This window comes from Comamonas serinivorans (assembly GCF_002158865.1).
Taxonomy (GTDB): Bacteria; Pseudomonadota; Gammaproteobacteria; order Burkholderiales; family Burkholderiaceae_C; genus Comamonas_E; species Comamonas_E serinivorans.
The window spans coordinates 2,418,315-2,437,101 of the sequence record NZ_CP021455.1 but is presented as its reverse complement, the minus strand read 5'-3'; the positions used below and the strand labels follow the sequence as shown (position 1 = coordinate 2,437,101).

Below are 18,787 nucleotides of genomic sequence, written 5' to 3'. Positions count from 1 at the left end.
ACAAGCCAGTCCGCCCGGACTGGCTTTTCTTTTGGAGGGACGTTCAGGTGTTTTTGTCAGACCAGTATCAGCCAGTTATCGCTTAAATGAAAACGACAACCGGCTGATACCCTTCATGTGAATGATCCATGCACGCTGCGCAGACCTTTCTCTGGCATGACTATGAAACCTTTGGCACCCGGCCCAGCCGTGACCGGCCCGCGCAGTTTGCCGCCATCCGGACCGACCTGGACCTCAACGAGATCGGCGAGCCCATTGAGCTGTATTGCCAGCCGCCGACCGACATGCTGCCGGAGATCGAGGCCTGCCTGATCACAGGCATCACGCCGCAGCGCTGCGAGAGCAGGGGGGTGAACGAGGCCGCGTTCGCCGCGCGCATTCAGGCGGAGATGAGCGCGCCCGGCACCATCAGCCTCGGGTACAACTCCATCCGCTTCGACGACGAGGTGACGCGGTACCTGCTGTGGCGCAACCTGCGCGACCCGTTTGCACGCGAATGGCGCAATGGGTGCAGCCGTTGGGATTTGCTTGATGTGGTGCGGTGCGCGTATGCCCTCAGGCCGCAGGGCATCGAGTGGCCGCTGGTGGACGGGCAGCCGTCCTTCAAGCTGGAGCATCTGACCCGCGCCAATGGGCTGGTTCACGACGCGGCGCACGACGCGGTGTCGGATGTGCGCGCGACCATCGCGCTCGCGCGCCTGCTCAAGCAGCAACAGCCCAAACTGTTCGAATTCTGCCTGGCCCTGCGGCACAAACAACGGGTGGCCCAGGAGCTGGGCTTGCCCACCACGGTGGGCGAGGCGCGACCCTTTCTGCACGTGTCGGGCATGTTTTCACCCACCCGCGGCTGTCTGGCCGTGATGTGGCCGCTGGCGATGCACCCGACGAACGCCAACGAGCTGCTGGCCTGGGACCTGCGCGAGGATCCTGCAGGACTGGCCGACCTCACCGCCGAACAGCTGCGAGAACGCCTGTTCACACCAACCCAGGATCTGCCTGAAGGCGTTTCCCGACTGCCCATCAAAGGCATTCACCTGAACAAGTCGCCCATCGTCATCCGCAACCTGCGGACGTTGTCGGATGCGCAGGCTCAGCGATGGGGCGTCGACCTGGCGCAGGCCGAGCGGCATGCCCAACAGCTGCGTGGATTGCCCGACATGACCCACGTGTGGCGACGCGTCTACGAGCGTCCGGCGATGGCGCCTCGCGATGTCGATGAGGACCTGTACGGCGGTTTTTTGAGCGACAGCGACCGCGATCGCCTGGTGCAGTTCATCGAACTGAGCCCCGAAGCCATGAGCCGGGCACGGCTGGGGTTCGACGACCCGCGTCTGCAGGAGCTGGTGTTCCGCTTTCGCGCGCGCAACTTTCCCGAGTCGCTGTCGGCTGACGAAGTCCAGACCTGGCAGGCGCACCGCGAGGCGCGGGTGCTGCACGGTGAAGATGGCTACACCAGCGTTCAGGCATTCTGGGACGCACTCGAGTCCCGCCTGGAAGCCGCCGAAGACGATGAAGCCAGCTCCGAGCTGCTGTCTGAGCTGTACGACTGGGGCGACCACCTGGCCAACCTGGGGCAATGAGGAGGGGCGCCAACGGCTGCAAACTGCAGCGGTTGGCGCCAGATAGTCGGTCTTCCATAACTATTTATTTACATAATATACATCGTATAAAGCTAAACAAGCTGGCCAGAACAAACCCCTACGGAGCTGTTTAGCCTCGCTGGACGCGCCGCGCCTTCCTCACCGTCTTGGCGATGGCCTTGAGCGCCCCCGGCAGCTCGGCGATGCTGCGCACGACGTGGTGAGCGCCCGCACGTTTGAGCTTGGCTTCTGCCTCGGCAACGCGCGCATCCACGTACGCGGCTGACACGTGCGTGAGTTCCTCCGGCGAATAGCCGACTTCGTTGCCCGACAGGCTCAGGCCCACGGTCCACATGCCGGCGTTCAGGCCTTCCTCGATGCCAGGCACGGTGTCGTCAACCTTCACGCAAGCGCGCACGTCGGTCACGCCCAGGGCCAACACGTTGGCCAGCGCCATGAACGGCCCTGGTCGACCGCCTGCAGACAGCTCGTCGCCAGCCACCACATGGTCTGGCGCGATGCCGGCTGCCGCCGCCTGAGGCAGCAACTGGTCCAACACTTCGCGCGGATAGCCCGAACACGACCCCACCTTCAGGCCCTGGGCGCGCAGCCAACTCAACACCTCGGCGGCGCCGTCAATCGGCGCTGAAAACTGGCCCACCTTGGCAATCTGCATGGGCATGAAGCGCGCGTAAATGGCGTCCACATCGGCCTGCGCCGGGCGGCGCCCAAAGGCGGCTTGCCACTGGCTGGCGATGCGCTCGTCCTGCAACAGCTGGTGGATGTGGTGCCACTTGGACAGGCCCATGGGGCCGCGCGCCTGGGCCAGCGTGAGGCTGATGCCAAACGTGGCAAAGGCTTCGACAAAAATCTGCGTGGGCGCCAGAGAGCCAAAATCGACCAGCGTGCCGGCCCAATCGAAAATGACGGCCTGCAGGGGCGACAGGTCGCTAGAGGCTTCGGAGGGAGCGATGGCAAAGGAATCGGTGACGGCATTCATGGTTCAGCAGTTCAGGATGACGGGGAAATTCAATTGATCAGACGGGGCAGTACCACCCTATTCCCGTTGTTCAAAAAACGAGAATGGCTGGATACCCTGCTCCAATATCAGGCCAAAGTACGGATGAAATTGCGGCCGCGCGGACCGCTGGCGGCGTGCTGCACCAGGTCGGTCCACGCGTCGGCCGCCACGCCGTAATGCGTCGGGTCGGTGGCCACGCCCAAGCCCCGCAGCCAGGCGTGCAGCTTCGTTTGCGCTTGTGGGCCGGTCTCCGCATCCAGGGCCGCCAGCAACGCGGCGTCCACCGCCGGGTCCGCGCCCAGGGCCATGTCCAGCACCCACGGCAGGCTGAACGAACAAGCAATGCCGTGCGGCACGCCATGGTCCAGGGTGATGGTGTACGACAGCGCGTGCGCCAGCGCGGTTTGGGTGTTCGAGAACGCCAGGCCGGCGAGCAAGGCGGCCTCGGCCATGTCGGCCCGCAGGCGGGCATGGGTCAGGTCCTGCATCAAGGCTGGCAGCGTGACCAGGGTGCGACGCGCGGATTGCACGGCCAGGGCCTGCGACACGGCGTTGCGGTTGACGTTCCAGATCGATTCCAGGGCATGGGACATGGCGTCCAGCCCCGCGGCCAGCGTGGCGCCGGCCGGCAGGCTGGTCATCAGCGCGGCGTCGACGATGGCGGCTTTGGGCCAGGTGCAGGTCTGGTGCAGCGAATGCTTGCGGCTACGTTGCGCGTCCCACAGGGTGGCCCATGGCGTCACCTCGCTGCCGGTCCCCGCCGTGGTGGGGATGGCGATCAACGCCTTGTGGGCGCCCTCGGGCAGTCGAGCCCCCTGCTCCATCGCCGTCAGCAGCTCGTCGAAACGGCTGTTGGGCGTGGCGCACAACAAGGCTTTGGCCGAATCGATGACGCTGCCGCCGCCCAGCGCCACGATGGCGCTCACGTCAGCGTGGTCTCGGTGCACGCGGTCGTACAACGGCGCGAGCCACTGCACGTCGGGGTTGGGCTGGATGCCATCCACCACGCCGCGCAGCTGATCGCCCAGCAACTGGCGCACCCGCTGCACCAGGCCCAGGCCTTCCGCTTCGGGAAACGTCACCAGCAGGCAGTTGCGGCCGGCCAGCAGCCGGGGCAGTTGATTCAGGCCACCGGGGCCCAGGGTGATGTCCACGGGGTTGTGAAAGTGGGTCACGGAACGTCCTCGTACAAACAATGAGGGTGAGCTGCGCCACGACGCCAACCGGTGGCGCCGACGCTCAGGCACATGGAAAGAAAGGTCGGTGGCTGCCGTGAGTGGCCAGCCGTCAGTGGCGGTGGCCTTGCTGAATGCGGCGGCGCAAGGCGTTCGAGACCAGGTCGGCCAGGATGACCATGACGGTGATCACCACGATGCAGGTGGCCGTTTCCGGGTAGCGGAACAGCTTGAGGCTGCTGACCAGCTCAAAGCCCAGCCCGCCGGCGCCCACCATGCCCAACACGGTGGCCGACCGCAGGTTGACCTCGAAGCGGTACAGCACCACGGCAATCCAGGCCGTGATTGCCTGCGGGATGACGCCGAAGGCAATCACCTGCAGCTGGCCGGCACCGGCACTTCGCAAGGCCTGCAACGGTCCGTCATCGATTTCTTCAATGCTTTCGGCGAAGAACTTGCCCAGCATGCCCATGCCGTGCAAGGCCAGGGCCAGCACGCCGGGGAATGGGCCCAGGCCCACGGCCGACACGAACACCAGGGCCAGGATCAATTCGTTGATGCTGCGCACCACGTTGAGGAACTGGCGGGTGATGCGCCGGAGCCAGTGCCAGCCGTGCAGATTGCCTGCGGCGATGAACGACAGCGGCAGCGCCAACACAACCGACAGCAAGGTGCCCCAGATGGCGATCTGAACCGTTTCCAGGGCCGGTGCCCACAGGCGCGGCAGGATGGTCCAGTCCGGGGGCACCGAGCGCGACAGGAAGTCGCCGATCTGTGGCATGCCGCTGGCGAGCTCGCGCCAGCTCATCTGCGCGCCCCCGGCGCTCCAGTGCAGCACCCAGGCAATGGCCAGCGCCACGGCCCCGTAGCCCAGCCAGCCGCCGGCGTGGGCGGGCCGTGCTGCCGTCCACTTCCAGCGGTCGGCCGGCAGCGTCGAAGGGGTGCCGCTCATCACAGGCCTCCTGCCGGGGCGGCGGTGCGCACCCAGGCGTTCGCGGGCGGTGCGCTGATTGAACCCCGCCCTGCTTCTGGCTCGTTCTGAGGGGCGGCGTGGTAGATGGTGTCCAGGGCCGCGGCGTCCAGCTCGGCGGGTGTTCCATCGAACACCATGCGCCCCTGGGCCAGGCCAACGATGCGATCGCCAAACTCGCGCGCATAGTCCACCTGGTGCAGGTTGCAGACCACGGCGATGCCCAGTTCCCGGGTCGCGTCGCGCAGGTACTGCAGCACACTGCGGGCGGTCTGGGGGTCCAGGCTGGCCACGGGCTCATCGGCAAGGATGACCTGGGGCTGCTGCGCCAGCGCCCGGGCGATGCCCACGCGCTGCATCTGACCGCCTGACAAGGCCTCGGTGCGTTCGTGCGCCTTGTGGGCCAGCCCCACACGGTCCAGGCATTGGCCAGCCAGCGTCAGGTCGCTTTGCCTGAACAGCTGCAGCACCGATGCCAGTGCCGCCGTTTGCCCCAGGCGCCCCGTGAGCACGTTCTTGCGCACCGACAACCGCGGCACCAGGTTGTGGTGCTGGAACACCATCGCCACGTGGCGCGCCAGCTCGCGCCGCGAGTGCTTGCGCATCAGGTCGATGTCGCCCACCCGCAAAGTGCCGCTGTCGGGCTGATTGAGGCCATTCATGCAGCGCAGCAATGTCGACTTGCCGGCGCCGGACAGGCCCAGCATGACCACGAACTCGCCCGCCCGCACATCCATGTCGATGCCTTGCAGCACGGCATTGCGGCCGTAGCTTTTGCGCAGGTTGCGGATGTGGATCATTTCATGGCCCCCAGGTCCAGATCCAGGGCCTTTGCGGTCTGGCGCACCACGTCGTAGGCCTTGTCGGTGGTGGCGGCAAAGCCATTCAGCTCGCCTCGGTCGCCCCAGGGCAGGCCTTTGATGTCGGCCAGGGCGGTCGCCACCTTCTGCTTGGTGGCGGCGTCCAGGCTTTTGCGCCAGGCCATGGGCGACTCGGGGATGGCTTGCGAGCGCCACACGATCCGAAAGTCCTCGGCTTTGACGTGGCCCTTGGCCACGGCGTTGTGAAAGATCGGCTCGGCCACCGCAGCGGCATCGACCTTGCCGTTGGCCACGGCCAGGATGCTGGCGTCGTGCGAGCCCGAAAAGATCACCCGCGAGAAGTAGGTATCGGTGGCGATGCCCTCGCTTTTCAGGCCCGCCTTGGGAAACAGGTGTCCCGAGGCCGAGCTGGGGTCGACGAAGGCAAAGGTCTTGCCTTGCAGCTGGGCCAAGGTGCTGGCGCCGCCGTCCTTCTTCGTGATGAGGATGCTCTGGTACGAGCTTTGCCCCGACTTCTTGGACACCGGGATGGCGAAGGCCTCGGCCTCGGCCAGCTGGCTGGCCAACACGTACGAGAACGGGCCGAAGTACGCCACGTCGATCTTGCCGGCGCGCATGGCTTCGATCACGCCGTTGTAGTCGTTCGCCACGAAGGGTCTGACCTTCATGCCGGTCTTGGCGGCCAGCTGCGCCATGACCTGCTGGCTGGCCCGGATCATGGCTTGCGCGTCTTCAGAGGGGATCAGGCCCACGCGCAACTCGGCGGTCTGCGCGAAGGCGGTGTGGCTCACACCGCTGGCCAGCACCAGGGTCAAGGCGGCGTTCAGCCAGGCTTTGCGGGTCAGTGTCATCGGGAAGTCCTTTGCATGGGCAGGCACACCTGCGGGATGTCGTGCGTTCCCGGTGAATGCTAGGGATGACATATTTCTGCCATGTGAAAGTTCCAGAATCGAACGGGTCAGCTTCCATAGCCCAAACCTTGAGATGAACCCCCTGCCCGACTTCGATTCGCCGGCGCCACGGCACGGGCGCCGCGCATGAGCACCGCCCGTTATCGCGCCTTCGTGGCCGTCGCCCACCATGGCAGCCTGAGTGCCGCCGCGCGGGCGCTGGGCGTGAGCCAACCCACCGTGTCGACGCAGATTGCCGCCCTCGAGCGGCAAAGCCGGGTCGAGCTCTTTCACCGCCAGGGCTACCGCATGTCGCTGAGCAGCACCGGCCACAAGCTGCTGGCCCTGGCGCAACGGCTGATGGTCGCCGAGTCAGAGGCAGACTTCTTCCTGCGCGACTCGGGCCGGCTGCACCGCGGCGAACTCAAGATCGGTGCCGTCGGGCCCTTCCACGTGGTCGAGATGGTGGCGGCCTACCGCGCGCAGTACCCCGGCATGCAGCTCGCCATCCGCATGGGCAACTCGCAGCAGGTGCTGCATGACCTCACGCACTACACCACCGACGTGGCGATCCTGGCCGGTCGCTACGAACGGCCTGAGCTCGCCCTGCGCGAATACGCCCGCCACGCCATCATCCTGCTGGCCCACGTCGACCACCCCTTCGCCCAGCGGGACCAGGTGGCGATCGGCGAGTTGCAGGGCCAGGCCCTGGTGCTGCGAGAACAGGGGTCGACCACCCGGCTGGCCCTGGAAGCCGCGCTGCAGGCCGCCGGCGTGCAGCCCTGCATGGGGCTGGAGATCGGCAGCCGAGAGGCCATCCGCGAGGCCGTTGCGCGCGGCCTGGGCCTGGGTGCGGTGTCCGAGGCCGAGTTCGTGCCCCACGCCCAGCTTCGCCCGGTGCGCATCGTGGGCGACCCGGCCAGCACCACCACCTACGTGTACTGCATGGCCGAGCGCCGCGACAGCCTCCTGGTGCGCTCGTTCTGGGATGCGATCTGAGCGTGGGGGCCGCTGGGCAGGCCAACGCAAATGCGAACAAGACGCAGCCGTCTTTCGCTATTCAATGGATAGCAAACTTTCTTTGCCAAATGAGCTTTTGCGTCTAAACTCTTGGCTTCAGCGCGTGATTCAACGCCACCTCACACCGAAAGGAACGCACCATGCAAGGTGACCCCAAAGCCATCGCGTTCTTGCAAGCGCAGCTCAAGAACGAACTCACGGCCATCAACCAGACCTTTGTGCACTACCGCATGCTGGGCCACTGGGGCCTGGACAAGCTGGGCAAGGCCGAGTACCGGGCGTCGATCGAGGCCATGAAGGCCGCGGACGAGCTCATGGCGCGCATCTTCATGCTCGACGACCTGCCCAACCTGCAGGACTTGGGCAAGCTGCAGATCGGCGAGGACGTGCCCGAGATCCTCGCCTGCGACCTGCGCGTGGAACTCGCCAAGCAGCAGACCCTCAAGGACGGTGTGGTGCATTGCGAAACGGTGCGCGATTTCGTCTCGCGCGACCTGCTGCAGGAGATGCTCGAAGACGTCGAGGAGCGCATCGACTGGCTGGAAACGCAGCAGGACCTGATCGAGAAGACAGGCCTGCAGAACTACCTGCAAAGCCAGATGGCGGACGCCGAAGACTGAGCGCTCATGGGGGGTGGCACCGGCTCACGGGTCAGCCCGAGCTGGGCAGGAACCCGGACTTCCAACCGAGAATCCCCAACGGCGCCACCTGGCGCCGTTGTCATTGGGGTATGCCCAGTTTGCCGATACTTCAACAACGGGAATCACCCCATACTCCTTGCCTAATGTGGGTCTCAAGCACGCAAGCTGACGTCGACCGCTGCGACACCACGGCTGGCGGTCGCAAGCCCGTGGCGCGCCGGCCCTGCTGAGCCGGCCGATTTGACAAGCCCTGGGCTGACGCAAGGACGGCGCAAGCCTGCGTACACTTGCCCGCGATGTTGGTTTGCTTTCCTGATATGCGAGAAGACCTGCAGCGCTCGACTGCGAGACGCCGCACGGCGTGTTCGCCCTGCCCCCCTGGCCCGCGGCTGGCGCTGGCCCTGGCGGCTGTTCTGTGCATGCAGGCGGCTGTGGCCCAACAAGAGGGCGTCATGGCACCCACGGCCAGCGCGCCACAGGACGCGGCGCCATCCACCGTCCAGCGCGAGACGGCTTCGGCACCCGCCCGCTCCGAGCGCACGTCCCAAGCCTCCGAACCCCCATCCGATGCGGCGGCGGGCAGCAGGGGCGTTGCCGCGGCTGACACCGTGGCCGATGCCGGAAGCGACGATGGCACCCCGCGCGAACCCGGCACCACGCCCCGCGGCCAAGTCGGCGCGGCGGGCGACGTGCCCACCGTGGCGGCGTTCACGGTCGAGGTCCGCAGCGAGGACAAGGCGGTGCGTGAACTGGTGGACAAGCACATCGAGCTCAAGCGCTACGCCGCCGTCGACGACCTGGACGAGGTCGAGTTGCAGCGCCTGATGGCCCTGTCGGAAAAAGATGTGCGCAACCTGCTCGGCGCGCTCGGCCATTTCAACCCCCAGGTGGACATCCGGGCCAGTGGGCCCGTTGCCCAGCACCCCACGGTGGTGGTGACGATCGAGCCCGGCCCCCGCACGCGCGTGGCCGACGTGCGCTTCGACTTTCAGGGCGACATCGCCACCAACCCCGATGCCGACGTGGCCCAGCAGCGCCAGGCCATCACCGAGGACTGGTCGCTCCACGAAGGCGAGGCCTTTTCCCAGTCCGACTGGTCCAGCGCCAAATCGGATGCCCTGCGCGGCCTGGTCGCCAAACGCTACCCCACGGGCAAGATCAGCCACAGCCTGGCCGACATCGATGCGCCCGAGAACGCGGCCCACCTTCAGCTGACGCTGGACTCGGGCCCGCTGTACCGCCTGGGGCCCATCACCGTCAAAGGCCAGGAGCGCTACGACCCGGTGCTGGCCGAGCGCCTGTCCTGGCTCAAGCCCGGCGAGGTCTATGACCAAAAGCGCCTGGTCGACGCCCAGCAGCGGCTGGCGGCCAGCGGCTATTACAACGCGGCCTACATCGCCATCGACCCCGAGGGCGAACCCAGTGCCGTGCCGGTGACGATTCAGGTGCGCGAGGCCAAGCTGCAGCGCCTGAACCTGGGCGTGGGCTTTTCCACCGATTCCGGGCCTCGCCTGACGCTGGAGCACCGGCACAACAAGGTGCCCGGCATCGGCTGGCGCGCCATCACCAAGATCCACGCCAACCGCAAAACGCCGCTGCTCGAATCCGAGTGGATGTCGCTGCCGTCCTCGGGCGGCTGGCGCTGGGCCGCGCTGGGTCGCATCGAGCGCATCGACGACGACAGCCTGGTGACGTCCGCCGTCAAGCTGCGCTATGGGCGCGTGAAAAGCGAAGAGCGCTACGACCGCAACATCTATGTGCAGTATGACCGTGCCACCGTTCGACTGTCATCGGAAGCACGGGTGAACTCCTCCATCACAGCCAACAACCTGGGCGACGCCCTGATCGGCGACGGTGCCGCCATCAGCCTGAACTACGCCTGGACGGGCCGCTACTTCGACAACGCCACCAACCCGCGCAGCGGCTTCGGCCTGGGGTTTGACGTGGGCGGCGGCACCACGCTGCTGAACGGCAACAAGCCCTTTGTGCGCGCCCAGGGCCGCTGGCTGGGCCTGATGCCGCTGCGCAGCAGCCGGCTGCAGTTCCGCACCGAGGTCGGCGCCGTCATGGCCAACGACCGCGCCGCCATCCCGGCCTCGTACCTGTTCCGCACCGGGGGCGACACCAGCGTGCGCGGCTACGGCTTCCGGCGCATCGGCATTCCCTACGAGGGCGACATCACCCTGCCCGGCCGCTACATGGCCGTGGCCAGCGTGGAATGGCTGCGGCCGATCTTTGAAGACCGCTTCCCGGGCCTGCTGGAACACGCGGTGTTCGTCGATGTGGGCGGCGTGGCCAACAAGGCCCAGGACATCCGCAGCAACTGGGGCGTGGGCACCGGGGTGCGCATGAACACGCCCGTGGGCCCCCTGGCCCTGGATGTGGCCTATGGCGTGGAATCCAAAGCGGTGCGCCTGCACATGTCGGTGGGGTTTGTGTTTTGAGCAGGGTTGACGTCCCCGAATCCGCGCCGAATGCGGCCCCCAGCGGCCCTGCCCCCCGCGCCACGCCCCCGCGCCAGCCCGGCCGGCGCCTGTGGCGCATCGTGCTGGGGCTGGTCCTGGGCCTGCTCGCGCTGCTGGTGGCCGCCGTGCTGGGGCTGTGGGTCTGGGCGGGCCAGGACGGCTCGCTGGCCACGGTGCTGCGGCTGGCCGGCGCCCAGGTGCCGCTGGTGAGCGAAAACGCACAAGGCAGCCTGCGGCGTGGTGGCACGGTCGACAAGCTGGTGTGGGACAAGGACGGCGTGCGCGCCGAGGTCGAAGGCGCCACCTTGCTGTGGCAACCGCTGGCCCTGCTGCAGGGACAGCTGCAGATCGACACGCTCTCGGCCCGCCGCATTGCCGTGCGCAGCGAGCCCAAGGACGAGCCCACGCCGCCCTCCGGCCCGCCGCAAAGCCTGAGCCTGCCGCTGGGCATCGAGGTCAAGTCGATCGCAGCCGATGAGTTCGTCTGGGAAGGCCCGCCCGAGGTCGTGGCCCGGCACTTTGCCGGCAGCTACCGGTACGACCGCGTGCAGCATGCGCTGAAGCTGGATCGCCTGGAGGTGATGGATGGCGCCTACCGCGGCGAAGCGCAGGTGGGTGTGGTGGGCGCGCCCACGCTGAAGGTGCAGCTTGAGGGCGTGGTGGCCAGCCCCATGCCCGAAGGCCAGGCCCCGCTGCCGCTGCGTGCCAGCGTTGACATTCAGGGTCCGCTGGACGCCTTCGAGCTGGCCCTGAAGGTGGCCGCTGACCCCTCGGCGCTGGCCGAGCTGCCGGACGAGGTGCGTGCCAAGCTGGCCGAGTCCACCGCCGATGCAGGGGCCGGCGCGCCCGGCCCCGCGGCCGCGGCCAGCAAGGCGTCCTCCACGGGCTCGGCCTCCGACACGCGCCAGCAGCCGGCCGATGCCAGCCCAGCCGACGCCGAACAGCCTTCGCTGTCCGCCACCGGCACCGTCACACCCTGGCAGGCGCCCTTCGTCTCGACCCTGGACGCGCGCTTTCAGGCGCTGGATGTCGGCGCCTTTCTGGCCCAGGCGCCGCGCACGCACCTGAGCGGCGCGCTGACCTTGGCGCCGTTGGCGGCCGACACCCCCATCGAGCCAGCGGCGGCCGGCACTTCCGCTGCGCCCGCCGCAGGCGCTTCGACTCCCGGCCCTGGCGCGTCTGCAGGGCCTGGGGCGTCGTCGCAGCCCGCCTCCACCGCATCAGCCCCCAGCGGCGCCGCTGGGGGCAGCACTGGCGCGTGCGGGGTCAGATCGACAACGCCCTGCCGGGCCGCCTGGACGAGAACAGGCTGCCCGTCGACAGCCTGCGTGTGGACGCGGACTGGCGCGACGGCCTCGCCGTGGTGCGTGCCCTGCAGGCCGAGCTGGCCGGCGGCACGCTGCAGACCCAGGGCCAATGGCGGCAGCCCGTGGCGGTCGATGCGGCCACAGTCGATCAATCTGTATCCAGTATCCAGCGACTTCCGTCTGACGATGAACGGAAAGCGGGTGATACTGCCAACAACACGGCGCCACCTGACCTGGGCCAGTGGTCGCTGCACACGCAGCTGTCCAAGCTCAACCCGCAGGCGATTCACAGCCAACTCGATGCGTTTCCGCTCGATGGCGACATCACGGCCGAAGGGAATGGTGCGCAAGTCCGCTTCGAGGGCGAGCTGAAAGCCCGCGAACAACGCGCAGTGGCGCGCCAACGCAGCGCCCTGCAAGCCATTGCGCTGCGCGAGCTGACGGCGACGGGCCTGTGGACCGGACAGCGGCTGGAGCTGCACGCGCTGTCGGTGACGGCAGCGGACGCCAAGCTGCAAGGCAGCGGCCAGTTCGACCCCCAGCGCCGGGGCGGCGCGGCCAAGCTGGATCTGAGCCTGCCCGGTGTCCGGCTCACCGCGCACGGCGACCTCTACGAACGCACCGGCCAGGGCCAGCTCAACGCCACCGTGAGCGACCTGGCCCGCACCCAGACCTGGCTGGCGCGACTGCCCGGCATGCCCACCGCCGTGGTTGACGCCCGCGCGCAGGGCCAGGCCGATCTGGCGCTGACGTGGCGCGGTGGTTGGGCGCTGCCCACCGTGGATGCCCAGCTCAAGGCGCCCACGCTCACCTGGCAACCACCGGGCGATGCCCAGGCGTTGGGTGTGCGCCAGCTGCAGCTCGCGTTGCAAGGCGGGTTGGACCAGGCCACGCTGAGCCTCAGCGGCCAGGCCTTGCAGGGCGAACGCTCGGCCCAGCTCGACCTGCACGCCCAGGGCGGCCGCAGCACGCCCCAAGCGCCGCTGGCCCACGCCAACTGGCGGCTGCAGCTGAACCGGCTTGCCATTGACCTGCGCGATCCCCAGCTGGGAGCAGGCCGTTGGCGGGCCCAGCTCGCCCAGCCCGTCAATGGCGAATGGCGTGCGGCCCAGGGCCGGCAGACCGCCGCCTTGACCGTGGCCAGTGGCGAGTTGAGCCTCACCTCGCCCGAGCCCGCGCGCACCGCACGCGTCCTCTGGGATCCGGTGCGCTGGCAACCGGGCCAACTCAGCACAGCGGGCCGTATCGTGGGGCTGCCCATGGCCTGGGCCGAAGCAGTGGCCGGCGACGCCATGCGCCAGGCCGGCGTGAGCGGCGACGTGGTGTTCAATGGCCAGTGGAACGCCCAGCTGGGCCAGCAACTCAAGCTGGAGGCCAGCCTGACGCGGACCCAGGGCGACCTGACCGTGATCCGCAAGGATGCGGCAACCGGCATCGAAAGCCGCATCGCGGCCGGCCTGCGCGAGGCACGCCTGGGGCTGCGCAACGACGGCGAACGCGTGAACGCCCAGCTGCGCTGGGACAGCGCCCAACTGGGCACGGCCACCGGCGACCTGGCCACGCGGCTGGCAGCCTCGCGCGGGGCCGATGGCCAGACCCAGTGGACCTTGCCGGACACGGCACCGCTCGACGGCCAGCTCAAGCTGCAGCTGCCGCGCGTCAACGCCTGGTCCATCCTGGCGCCACCGGGCTGGCGCCTCCACGGCAGCGTCAACGCCGATGTGAAGATCGCCGGCACCCTGGGCGCGCCGCTGGTGACGGGCAACCTGGGCGCCGACGACCTGGCCATGCGCTCGGTGGTCGATGGCCTGGAGTTCGGCCGGGGCCGCCTGCGGGCCCGCCTGGCCGGCCAGAAGCTGCTGCTCGACGAATTCAGCCTGCGCGGCGCGGGCGACCAGGGTGGTCGCTTGCTCGCCACCGGCGAAGCCGGCTTGGTCGACGGGGCGCCGCAGGCCAGCCTGGCCATTCAGCTGCAACGCCTGCGCGCCAGCATCCGCGCCGACCGCCAGGTGACGGTGTCCGGCCAGGTGGACGCCAGCCTCAACGGCAAGCTCACCCGCGTCACGGGCCAGTTGGGCGTGGACCACGCCCTCATCCTGCTGCCCGAGGATTCGGCGCCCACGCTGGGCTCCGACGTGGTCGTGCGGGGGGCCAAGGACATCGCCACCCGGCGCCGCGACGAGCCCCTGGGCAACAGCAACATGGCCACCGCCGCCGCCAGCGAGTCCCCCGCCAAGCCCGCGAACACCGACCTGCAGGTGCAGGCCGACGTGAAGCTCAACCTTGGTGACGACTTTCGCCTGCGCGGCATGGGCATCGACACCAAGCTCAAGGGCGAGCTGACGCTGGCCGCCAACGGGCCGCTGACGGCCATGCCCAGGCTGACGGGCGATGTGCGCACCGAAGGCGGCACCTTCAAGGCCTACAACCAGAACCTCACCATCCAGCGCGGCCTGATCCGCTTCAGCGGCGCCATCGACAACCCCACCCTCGACATCCGGGCCCTGCGGCCCAACTACGCGTCCGAACAACGCGTGGGCGTTCAGGTGCAAGGCACCGCCCTGCTGCCGGTCGTCACGCTGTACTCCAACCCCAGCCTGTCGGACACCGAAGCCCTGGCCTGGCTGCTGCTGGGCCGGGCCGCACCCGACACGGGCGCCGAAGCGGCCATGCTGCAATCGGCGGCCATGGCGGTGTTGGGGGGCAAGAGCGGCACGTCGCTGGCCTCGCGGTTCGGGCTCGATGAGCTGTCGTTCGGGTCGGGCAATGGCAGCACCTCGGACGCCAGCGTCACGCTGGGCAAGCGCCTGTCGGACAACCTGTACGCCAGCTACGAGCGCAGCCTTTCAGGGGTCACCGGCACCCTGATGATTTATTTGGAGCTGTCGCGCCGCTGGACCGTGCGCGGCCAGGCCGGCGAAGACAGCGCGATCGACCTGCTGTTCCGCCTGTCGTACGACTGAGGCGGCCGGTGCAAGGCCGAGCCAGGGCTACAATCGCCGGCTTTGGGTCCCTGTAGTTCAATGGATAGAACGGCCCCCTCCTAAGGGGCAGGTACAGGTTCGATTCCTGTCGGGGGCACCAGCCGAGTCCGGGTTTGGGGACAACGCTGGCGCAAACCCTTTCGGCGCATGGCCGACATCGTCAGGGGGCAATGCGGCAAGACGATTCAAGCGCTTGCATCAGCACATCGCCCAAGCAAAAAGCGGCCCGAGGGCCGCTTTTTTTGGTAAATGGACGGTGACTCTTACGCGGTCACCGTTTACGGTAGGCATGTCCTACAGCCACCTCTTTTTCTCGTCATGGTGACTGACGTGTCGTCATGAGATGCGACTTGTCTGCGCAGACAAGAGCGCAATTATAGCTGAATACCGCCGGACGAGCCAGCCTATCGCTTTTTTTGAGCCATACCGACCTTGACAGCGGCTCTCCCCGCTGCAGGCGGGTCGGTGACCTGCGCAGCGGGCATGCGGCCGTGGCCCGGGCGCTCAACCCGTCGGTCGGCCCGACTGCCAGCAAGCCACTCGCAGGCCATTGCCCTGGTTCCACGTGGCCCATAGGGCGCGGCCCCTGAGGCCGCCCTGCTCGCCTCGTTAAAATGCCGGGTTAGGTCGGCCCCACCAAGAGATCTGCACACAGATCAGGGGGCTCGACCTTTCTGGGTGGTCCACATGAGGGTGGGCCAGGACAGTCGCGAAGGTCGGGCCGCCTCGCGGCGCTGTCGTGCCCAGCCCATGCCCATCCTCTCGCTTCAGTGGATCGCAGCCTTTGTTTTTGCGATCGCCCTGCTCCACACCTTCACCGCCAAGCAGTTCGAGCGGCTTTCCAAACGCTTCCCACGCCACGCTGGCCTGTTCCACCTGCTGGGCGAGGTGGAAGTGGTCTTCGGCTTCTGGGCCATGGTCCTCATCGTGCTCATGGCCATGACGGCGGGCCACACCGAGGCCCTGGCCTATGCCGAATCGCGCAACTACACCGAACCCCTGTTCGTCTTCGTGGTGATGGTCATGGCCGCCTCGCGGCCCGTGCTGGCCACGGTGGTCCAACTCGTCAACGGCCTGGCCCGCTTGGCACCGGTTCGCGCGCCCCTGGCCACGGCCTGGCTGGGCCTGGCCGCCGTGCCGTTGCTGGGGTCGCTGATCACCGAGCCGGCCGCCATGACCATTGCCGCGCTGCTGTTGGCGCCACAGATCTTTCGCCCCCTCCTGCCCGAATGGGTGAAGTACCTGGCGCTGGGCGTGCTGTTCGTGAACATCTCCATCGGCGGCACCCTCACCGCTTATGCGGCGCCACCCGTGCTCATGGTGGCCGCCACCTGGCAGTGGGACAGCGCCTTCATGCTGGTCACCTTTGGCTGGAAGGCGGCGCTGGCCGTGCTGGTGAACGCGACCGTGGCCACCTGGGTGCTGCGCAAGCACCTCATGCCCATGCCCGACGGCGCGGCCTCGGCCCCGGCAGCCGTGCCGTGGGCGGTGGTCCTGGTACACCTGGGCCTGCTGGCCGGCGTGGTGCTGGCCGCGCATCACCCGGTGATTTTCATGGGGCTGTTTTTGATGTTCCTCGGGTTCACGCAGGCCTACGCCCGCCACCAAAGCCCGTTGATCCTCAAGGAAGCCTTGCTGGTGGGCTTTTTCCTGGCCGGCCTGGTGGTGCTGGGCGGCATGCAGCAGTGGTGGCTGCAACCCATCGTGGCCGGTCTGGAGCCGCTCGCGCTGTTTGCGGGGGCCCTGGGGCTCACCGCCGTGACCGACAACGCCGCGTTGACTTACCTGGGTTCGCTCATCGAGGGCATGAGCGAAGAAGCGCGTTACATGCTGGTCTCCGGCGCGGTGGCGGGTGGTGGCCTCACCGTGATCGCCAACGCCCCCAATCCGGCGGGCGTCGCCTTGCTCAAGCGCGGCTTTGCCGATGAAACCGTGGGCGCGGGCGGCCTGCTGCTGGGGGCGCTGCTGCCCACGCTGGTCGCTGCGCTGGCCTTCCTGCTGCTCTGAGGCATGTCCAGCGCGGCGGCTGCGGGTGGATGGAGGCACGTTCCGCATGCCCCGCGCCCATCATGTCACTCATGTCACATGAAAGGCAGTATCACCATGCTTCCGTTCATCAAAGATCGTCAACAACACCATACTACCCGGCTGATGCATCCAGGCATTTCGCCTGATCTTGCCTGACCGCGCTGGCACGCCGCCGCGTGCGCAACACCGAGGCCCGACCGGCACGCATCTCCCCAAGTCCCACCGCCGCGCGAGCGGGCCCATCAACCCGACTTGGCCCGCAACGCCCGGCTCAGCAGCATGACGGGGATCAGCCCCACCGCGACCAACGCCAGCGCCGGCACAGCCGCTTCGCCCAGGCGCTCGTCGCGGGCCAGCTGGTTGGCGATCACGGCCAGGGTGTCGGTGTTGAAGGGGCGCAGCACCACAGTCACGGGCAACTCCTTCATCACGTCCACGAACACCAGCAGCCCCGCCGCGGCGGTCGACCGCTTGAGCAGCGGCCAGTGCACGCGCGCCAGCAGGCGAGGCCCGCTCGCCCCCAGCATGCGCGCGGATTCGTCCAGGCTGGGGGCGATGCGCGTGTAGCCGCTGTGCACCGACTGCATCGCCACAGCCGTGAAGCGCACCAAGTAGGCCCAGATCAGGCCCAGCACCGTGGCGGTGATCCAGTAGCCCAGCTGCGCGTCGGGCCAGCGGCCCTGCACCCAGCCCACCGGCAACAGCAGGCCCACCAGCACCACGGCACCGGGCACCGCATAGCCCAGGCTGACCAGCCCCACCACGCCGCGCGAGGCCCAGTCGCGCCGGGTCCGCTGCACGTAGGCCAGCCCCAGCGCCAGCAGCACGGCCAGCGCGGCCGTCAGGCCAGCCAGGTAAACGCTGTTCCAGCCCCAGGCCAGGTAACGGGTCCAGGGCAGCATCTCCCAGTCGGCGGCGTACAGCGCCCGCAGCTGAAAGGCGACGGGCAGCACAAACCCCAGCAGGATGGGGACGCCGCACACCGCCCAGGCCAGCACCACGCCAGACCCCGACAGCGGCAACGCCTGGGCCTCGTTGCTGCCGGCTCGCCCGCGTACGCTGGCAAAGCGCTGGCGCCGGCGCGCGTGGCGCTCCAGGCTCAGGACCAGCACCACGCTGGCCAGCAGCATGGTGGCCAGCTGCGCGGCCGCCACCCGGTTGTCCATGCTGAGCCAGGCCTTGTAGATGCCGGCGGTGAAGGTTTGGATGCCGAAGTACGTCACCACGCCATAGTCGGCCAGCACCTCCATCAGAGCCAGGGCCAGGCCGGCCACCAGCGCAGGCCGGATCATGGGCAGGGCCACCTGGCGCAGGCGCCGCGACAGCGGTGCGCCCATCAGGCGTGCGGCCTCCATCAGGTGGGCGGCGCGCTCGCTCAGGGCCGCGCGGGCCAGCAGGTAGACGTAGGGGTAGAGCACGACGATGAAGATCAGCGTGGCGCCACCGGTCGAGCGGATCTCGGGCAGCAACCGGCCCTGCAGCCCAAAGCTGGCCCGCAGCCAGGTCTGAAACGGACCGCTGAACTGGAAAAAATCGGTGTAGGCGTAGGCCACGACATAGGCCGGCATGGCCATGGGCAGCAGCAGCAGCCACTCAAACTGCCGCCGACCCGGAAAATCCACCAGCGTGACCGCCATGGCGGTGACCGTGCCCACCCCCACCACGCCCAGCGCCACCCCCACGCACAGGATCACCGTGGTGAGCGCGTACTCCGGCAGCACGGTGGCGGCCATCTCGCTCAGGATGTTCGCCGTGCCGGCATCCCACTGCGCCCATGACGCCAGCACGCTCAGCACTGGCACGCACAGCACGGCCGCCAGCAGGACAAGGGCAAGGGTCTGAAGCAATCGCACGGGGAAGCCAGGACAGGTGAAGCCGGGAGCGG

13 protein-coding genes and 1 tRNA gene are annotated in these 18,787 nt (G+C 68.1%); 8 read left to right on the top strand and 6 right to left on the bottom strand.

Annotated elements, in window-relative coordinates; all coding sequences use genetic code 11:
* Positions 1 to 128 precede the first annotated feature (128 nt).
* Positions 129 to 1,580 (top strand): exodeoxyribonuclease I, encoded by a 1,452-nt coding sequence (sbcB, locus tag CCO03_RS10345; protein WP_087280762.1) that lies wholly within the window; start codon positions 129 to 131, stop codon positions 1,578 to 1,580.
* A 130-nt stretch (positions 1,581 to 1,710) separates the two neighbouring features.
* Here the strand turns inward: sbcB and phnX are convergent, their stop codons facing one another.
* The 5 genes from phnX to phnD all read right to left on the bottom strand — a co-directional run bounded on the left by phnX (position 1,711) and on the right by phnD (position 6,418).
* Positions 1,711 to 2,580 (bottom strand): phosphonoacetaldehyde hydrolase, encoded by an 870-nt coding sequence (gene phnX / locus CCO03_RS10340; RefSeq protein ID WP_087280759.1) that lies wholly within the window; start codon positions 2,578 to 2,580, stop codon positions 1,711 to 1,713.
* 107 nt (positions 2,581 to 2,687) lie between these two features.
* On the bottom strand, positions 2,688 to 3,776 hold the full coding sequence (gene psrA, locus CCO03_RS10335) for an iron-containing alcohol dehydrogenase PsrA (RefSeq protein ID WP_087280756.1): 1,089 nt from the start codon (positions 3,774 to 3,776) through the stop codon (positions 2,688 to 2,690).
* A 112-nt stretch (positions 3,777 to 3,888) separates the two neighbouring features.
* Positions 3,889 to 4,728, bottom strand: coding sequence for a phosphonate ABC transporter, permease protein PhnE (gene phnE / locus CCO03_RS10330; protein WP_087280754.1), 840 nt, complete (start codon positions 4,726 to 4,728; stop codon positions 3,889 to 3,891).
* Complete coding sequence (gene phnC / locus CCO03_RS10325; protein ID WP_087280752.1) at positions 4,728 to 5,546, bottom strand: phosphonate ABC transporter ATP-binding protein; 819 nt, start codon at positions 5,544 to 5,546, stop codon at positions 4,728 to 4,730. The genes phnE and phnC overlap by 1 nt, the downstream gene beginning before the upstream one ends.
* Positions 5,543 to 6,418, bottom strand: coding sequence for a phosphonate ABC transporter substrate-binding protein (gene phnD / locus CCO03_RS10320; protein ID WP_087280749.1), 876 nt, complete (start codon positions 6,416 to 6,418; stop codon positions 5,543 to 5,545). Before phnD ends, phnC begins: the two co-directional genes overlap by 4 nt.
* A gap of 186 nt (positions 6,419 to 6,604) precedes the next feature.
* Here phnD and CCO03_RS10315 point away from each other — a divergent pair, with 186 nt between their 5' ends.
* The 7 genes from CCO03_RS10315 to CCO03_RS10285 all read left to right on the top strand — a co-directional run bounded on the left by CCO03_RS10315 (position 6,605) and on the right by CCO03_RS10285 (position 16,881).
* Complete coding sequence (locus CCO03_RS10315) at positions 6,605 to 7,456, top strand: LysR substrate-binding domain-containing protein (protein WP_087280746.1); 852 nt, start codon at positions 6,605 to 6,607, stop codon at positions 7,454 to 7,456.
* A 161-nt stretch (positions 7,457 to 7,617) separates the two neighbouring features.
* Entirely contained in the window at positions 7,618 to 8,097 is a 480-nt protein-coding gene (gene bfr / locus CCO03_RS10310) for a bacterioferritin (protein ID WP_087280743.1), read from the top strand.
* 473 nt (positions 8,098 to 8,570) lie between these two features.
* Positions 8,571 to 10,562 (top strand): autotransporter assembly complex protein TamA, encoded by a 1,992-nt coding sequence (locus tag CCO03_RS10305; protein WP_236903770.1) that lies wholly within the window; start codon positions 8,571 to 8,573, stop codon positions 10,560 to 10,562.
* Positions 10,559 to 12,262 carry a hypothetical protein gene (locus tag CCO03_RS20410; RefSeq protein WP_087280739.1) on the top strand — a complete coding sequence of 568 codons (1,704 nt, stop codon included), beginning with the start codon at positions 10,559 to 10,561 and terminating at the stop codon, positions 12,260 to 12,262. Before CCO03_RS10305 ends, CCO03_RS20410 begins: the two co-directional genes overlap by 4 nt.
* Positions 12,263 to 12,585: 323 nt before the next feature.
* A complete protein-coding gene (locus CCO03_RS20670) occupies positions 12,586 to 14,853 on the top strand; it encodes a translocation/assembly module TamB domain-containing protein (protein ID WP_335583043.1) in 2,268 nt (755 codons plus the stop codon).
* Positions 14,854 to 14,899: 46 nt separating this feature from the next.
* Positions 14,900 to 14,974: transfer RNA gene (locus CCO03_RS10290), tRNA-Arg, on the top strand.
* 650 nt (positions 14,975 to 15,624) lie between these two features.
* Positions 15,625 to 16,881 carry a putative Na+/H+ antiporter gene (locus CCO03_RS10285; RefSeq protein ID WP_087284536.1) on the top strand — a complete coding sequence of 419 codons (1,257 nt, stop codon included), beginning with the start codon at positions 15,625 to 15,627 and terminating at the stop codon, positions 16,879 to 16,881.
* Positions 16,882 to 17,144: 263 nt separating this feature from the next.
* On the opposite strand, the gene CCO03_RS10280 is transcribed toward CCO03_RS10285, so the two are convergent.
* On the bottom strand, positions 17,145 to 18,755 hold the full coding sequence (locus tag CCO03_RS10280; protein ID WP_236903769.1) for an ABC transporter permease: 1,611 nt from the start codon (positions 18,753 to 18,755) through the stop codon (positions 17,145 to 17,147).
* Positions 18,756 to 18,787: the final 32 nt, after the last annotated feature.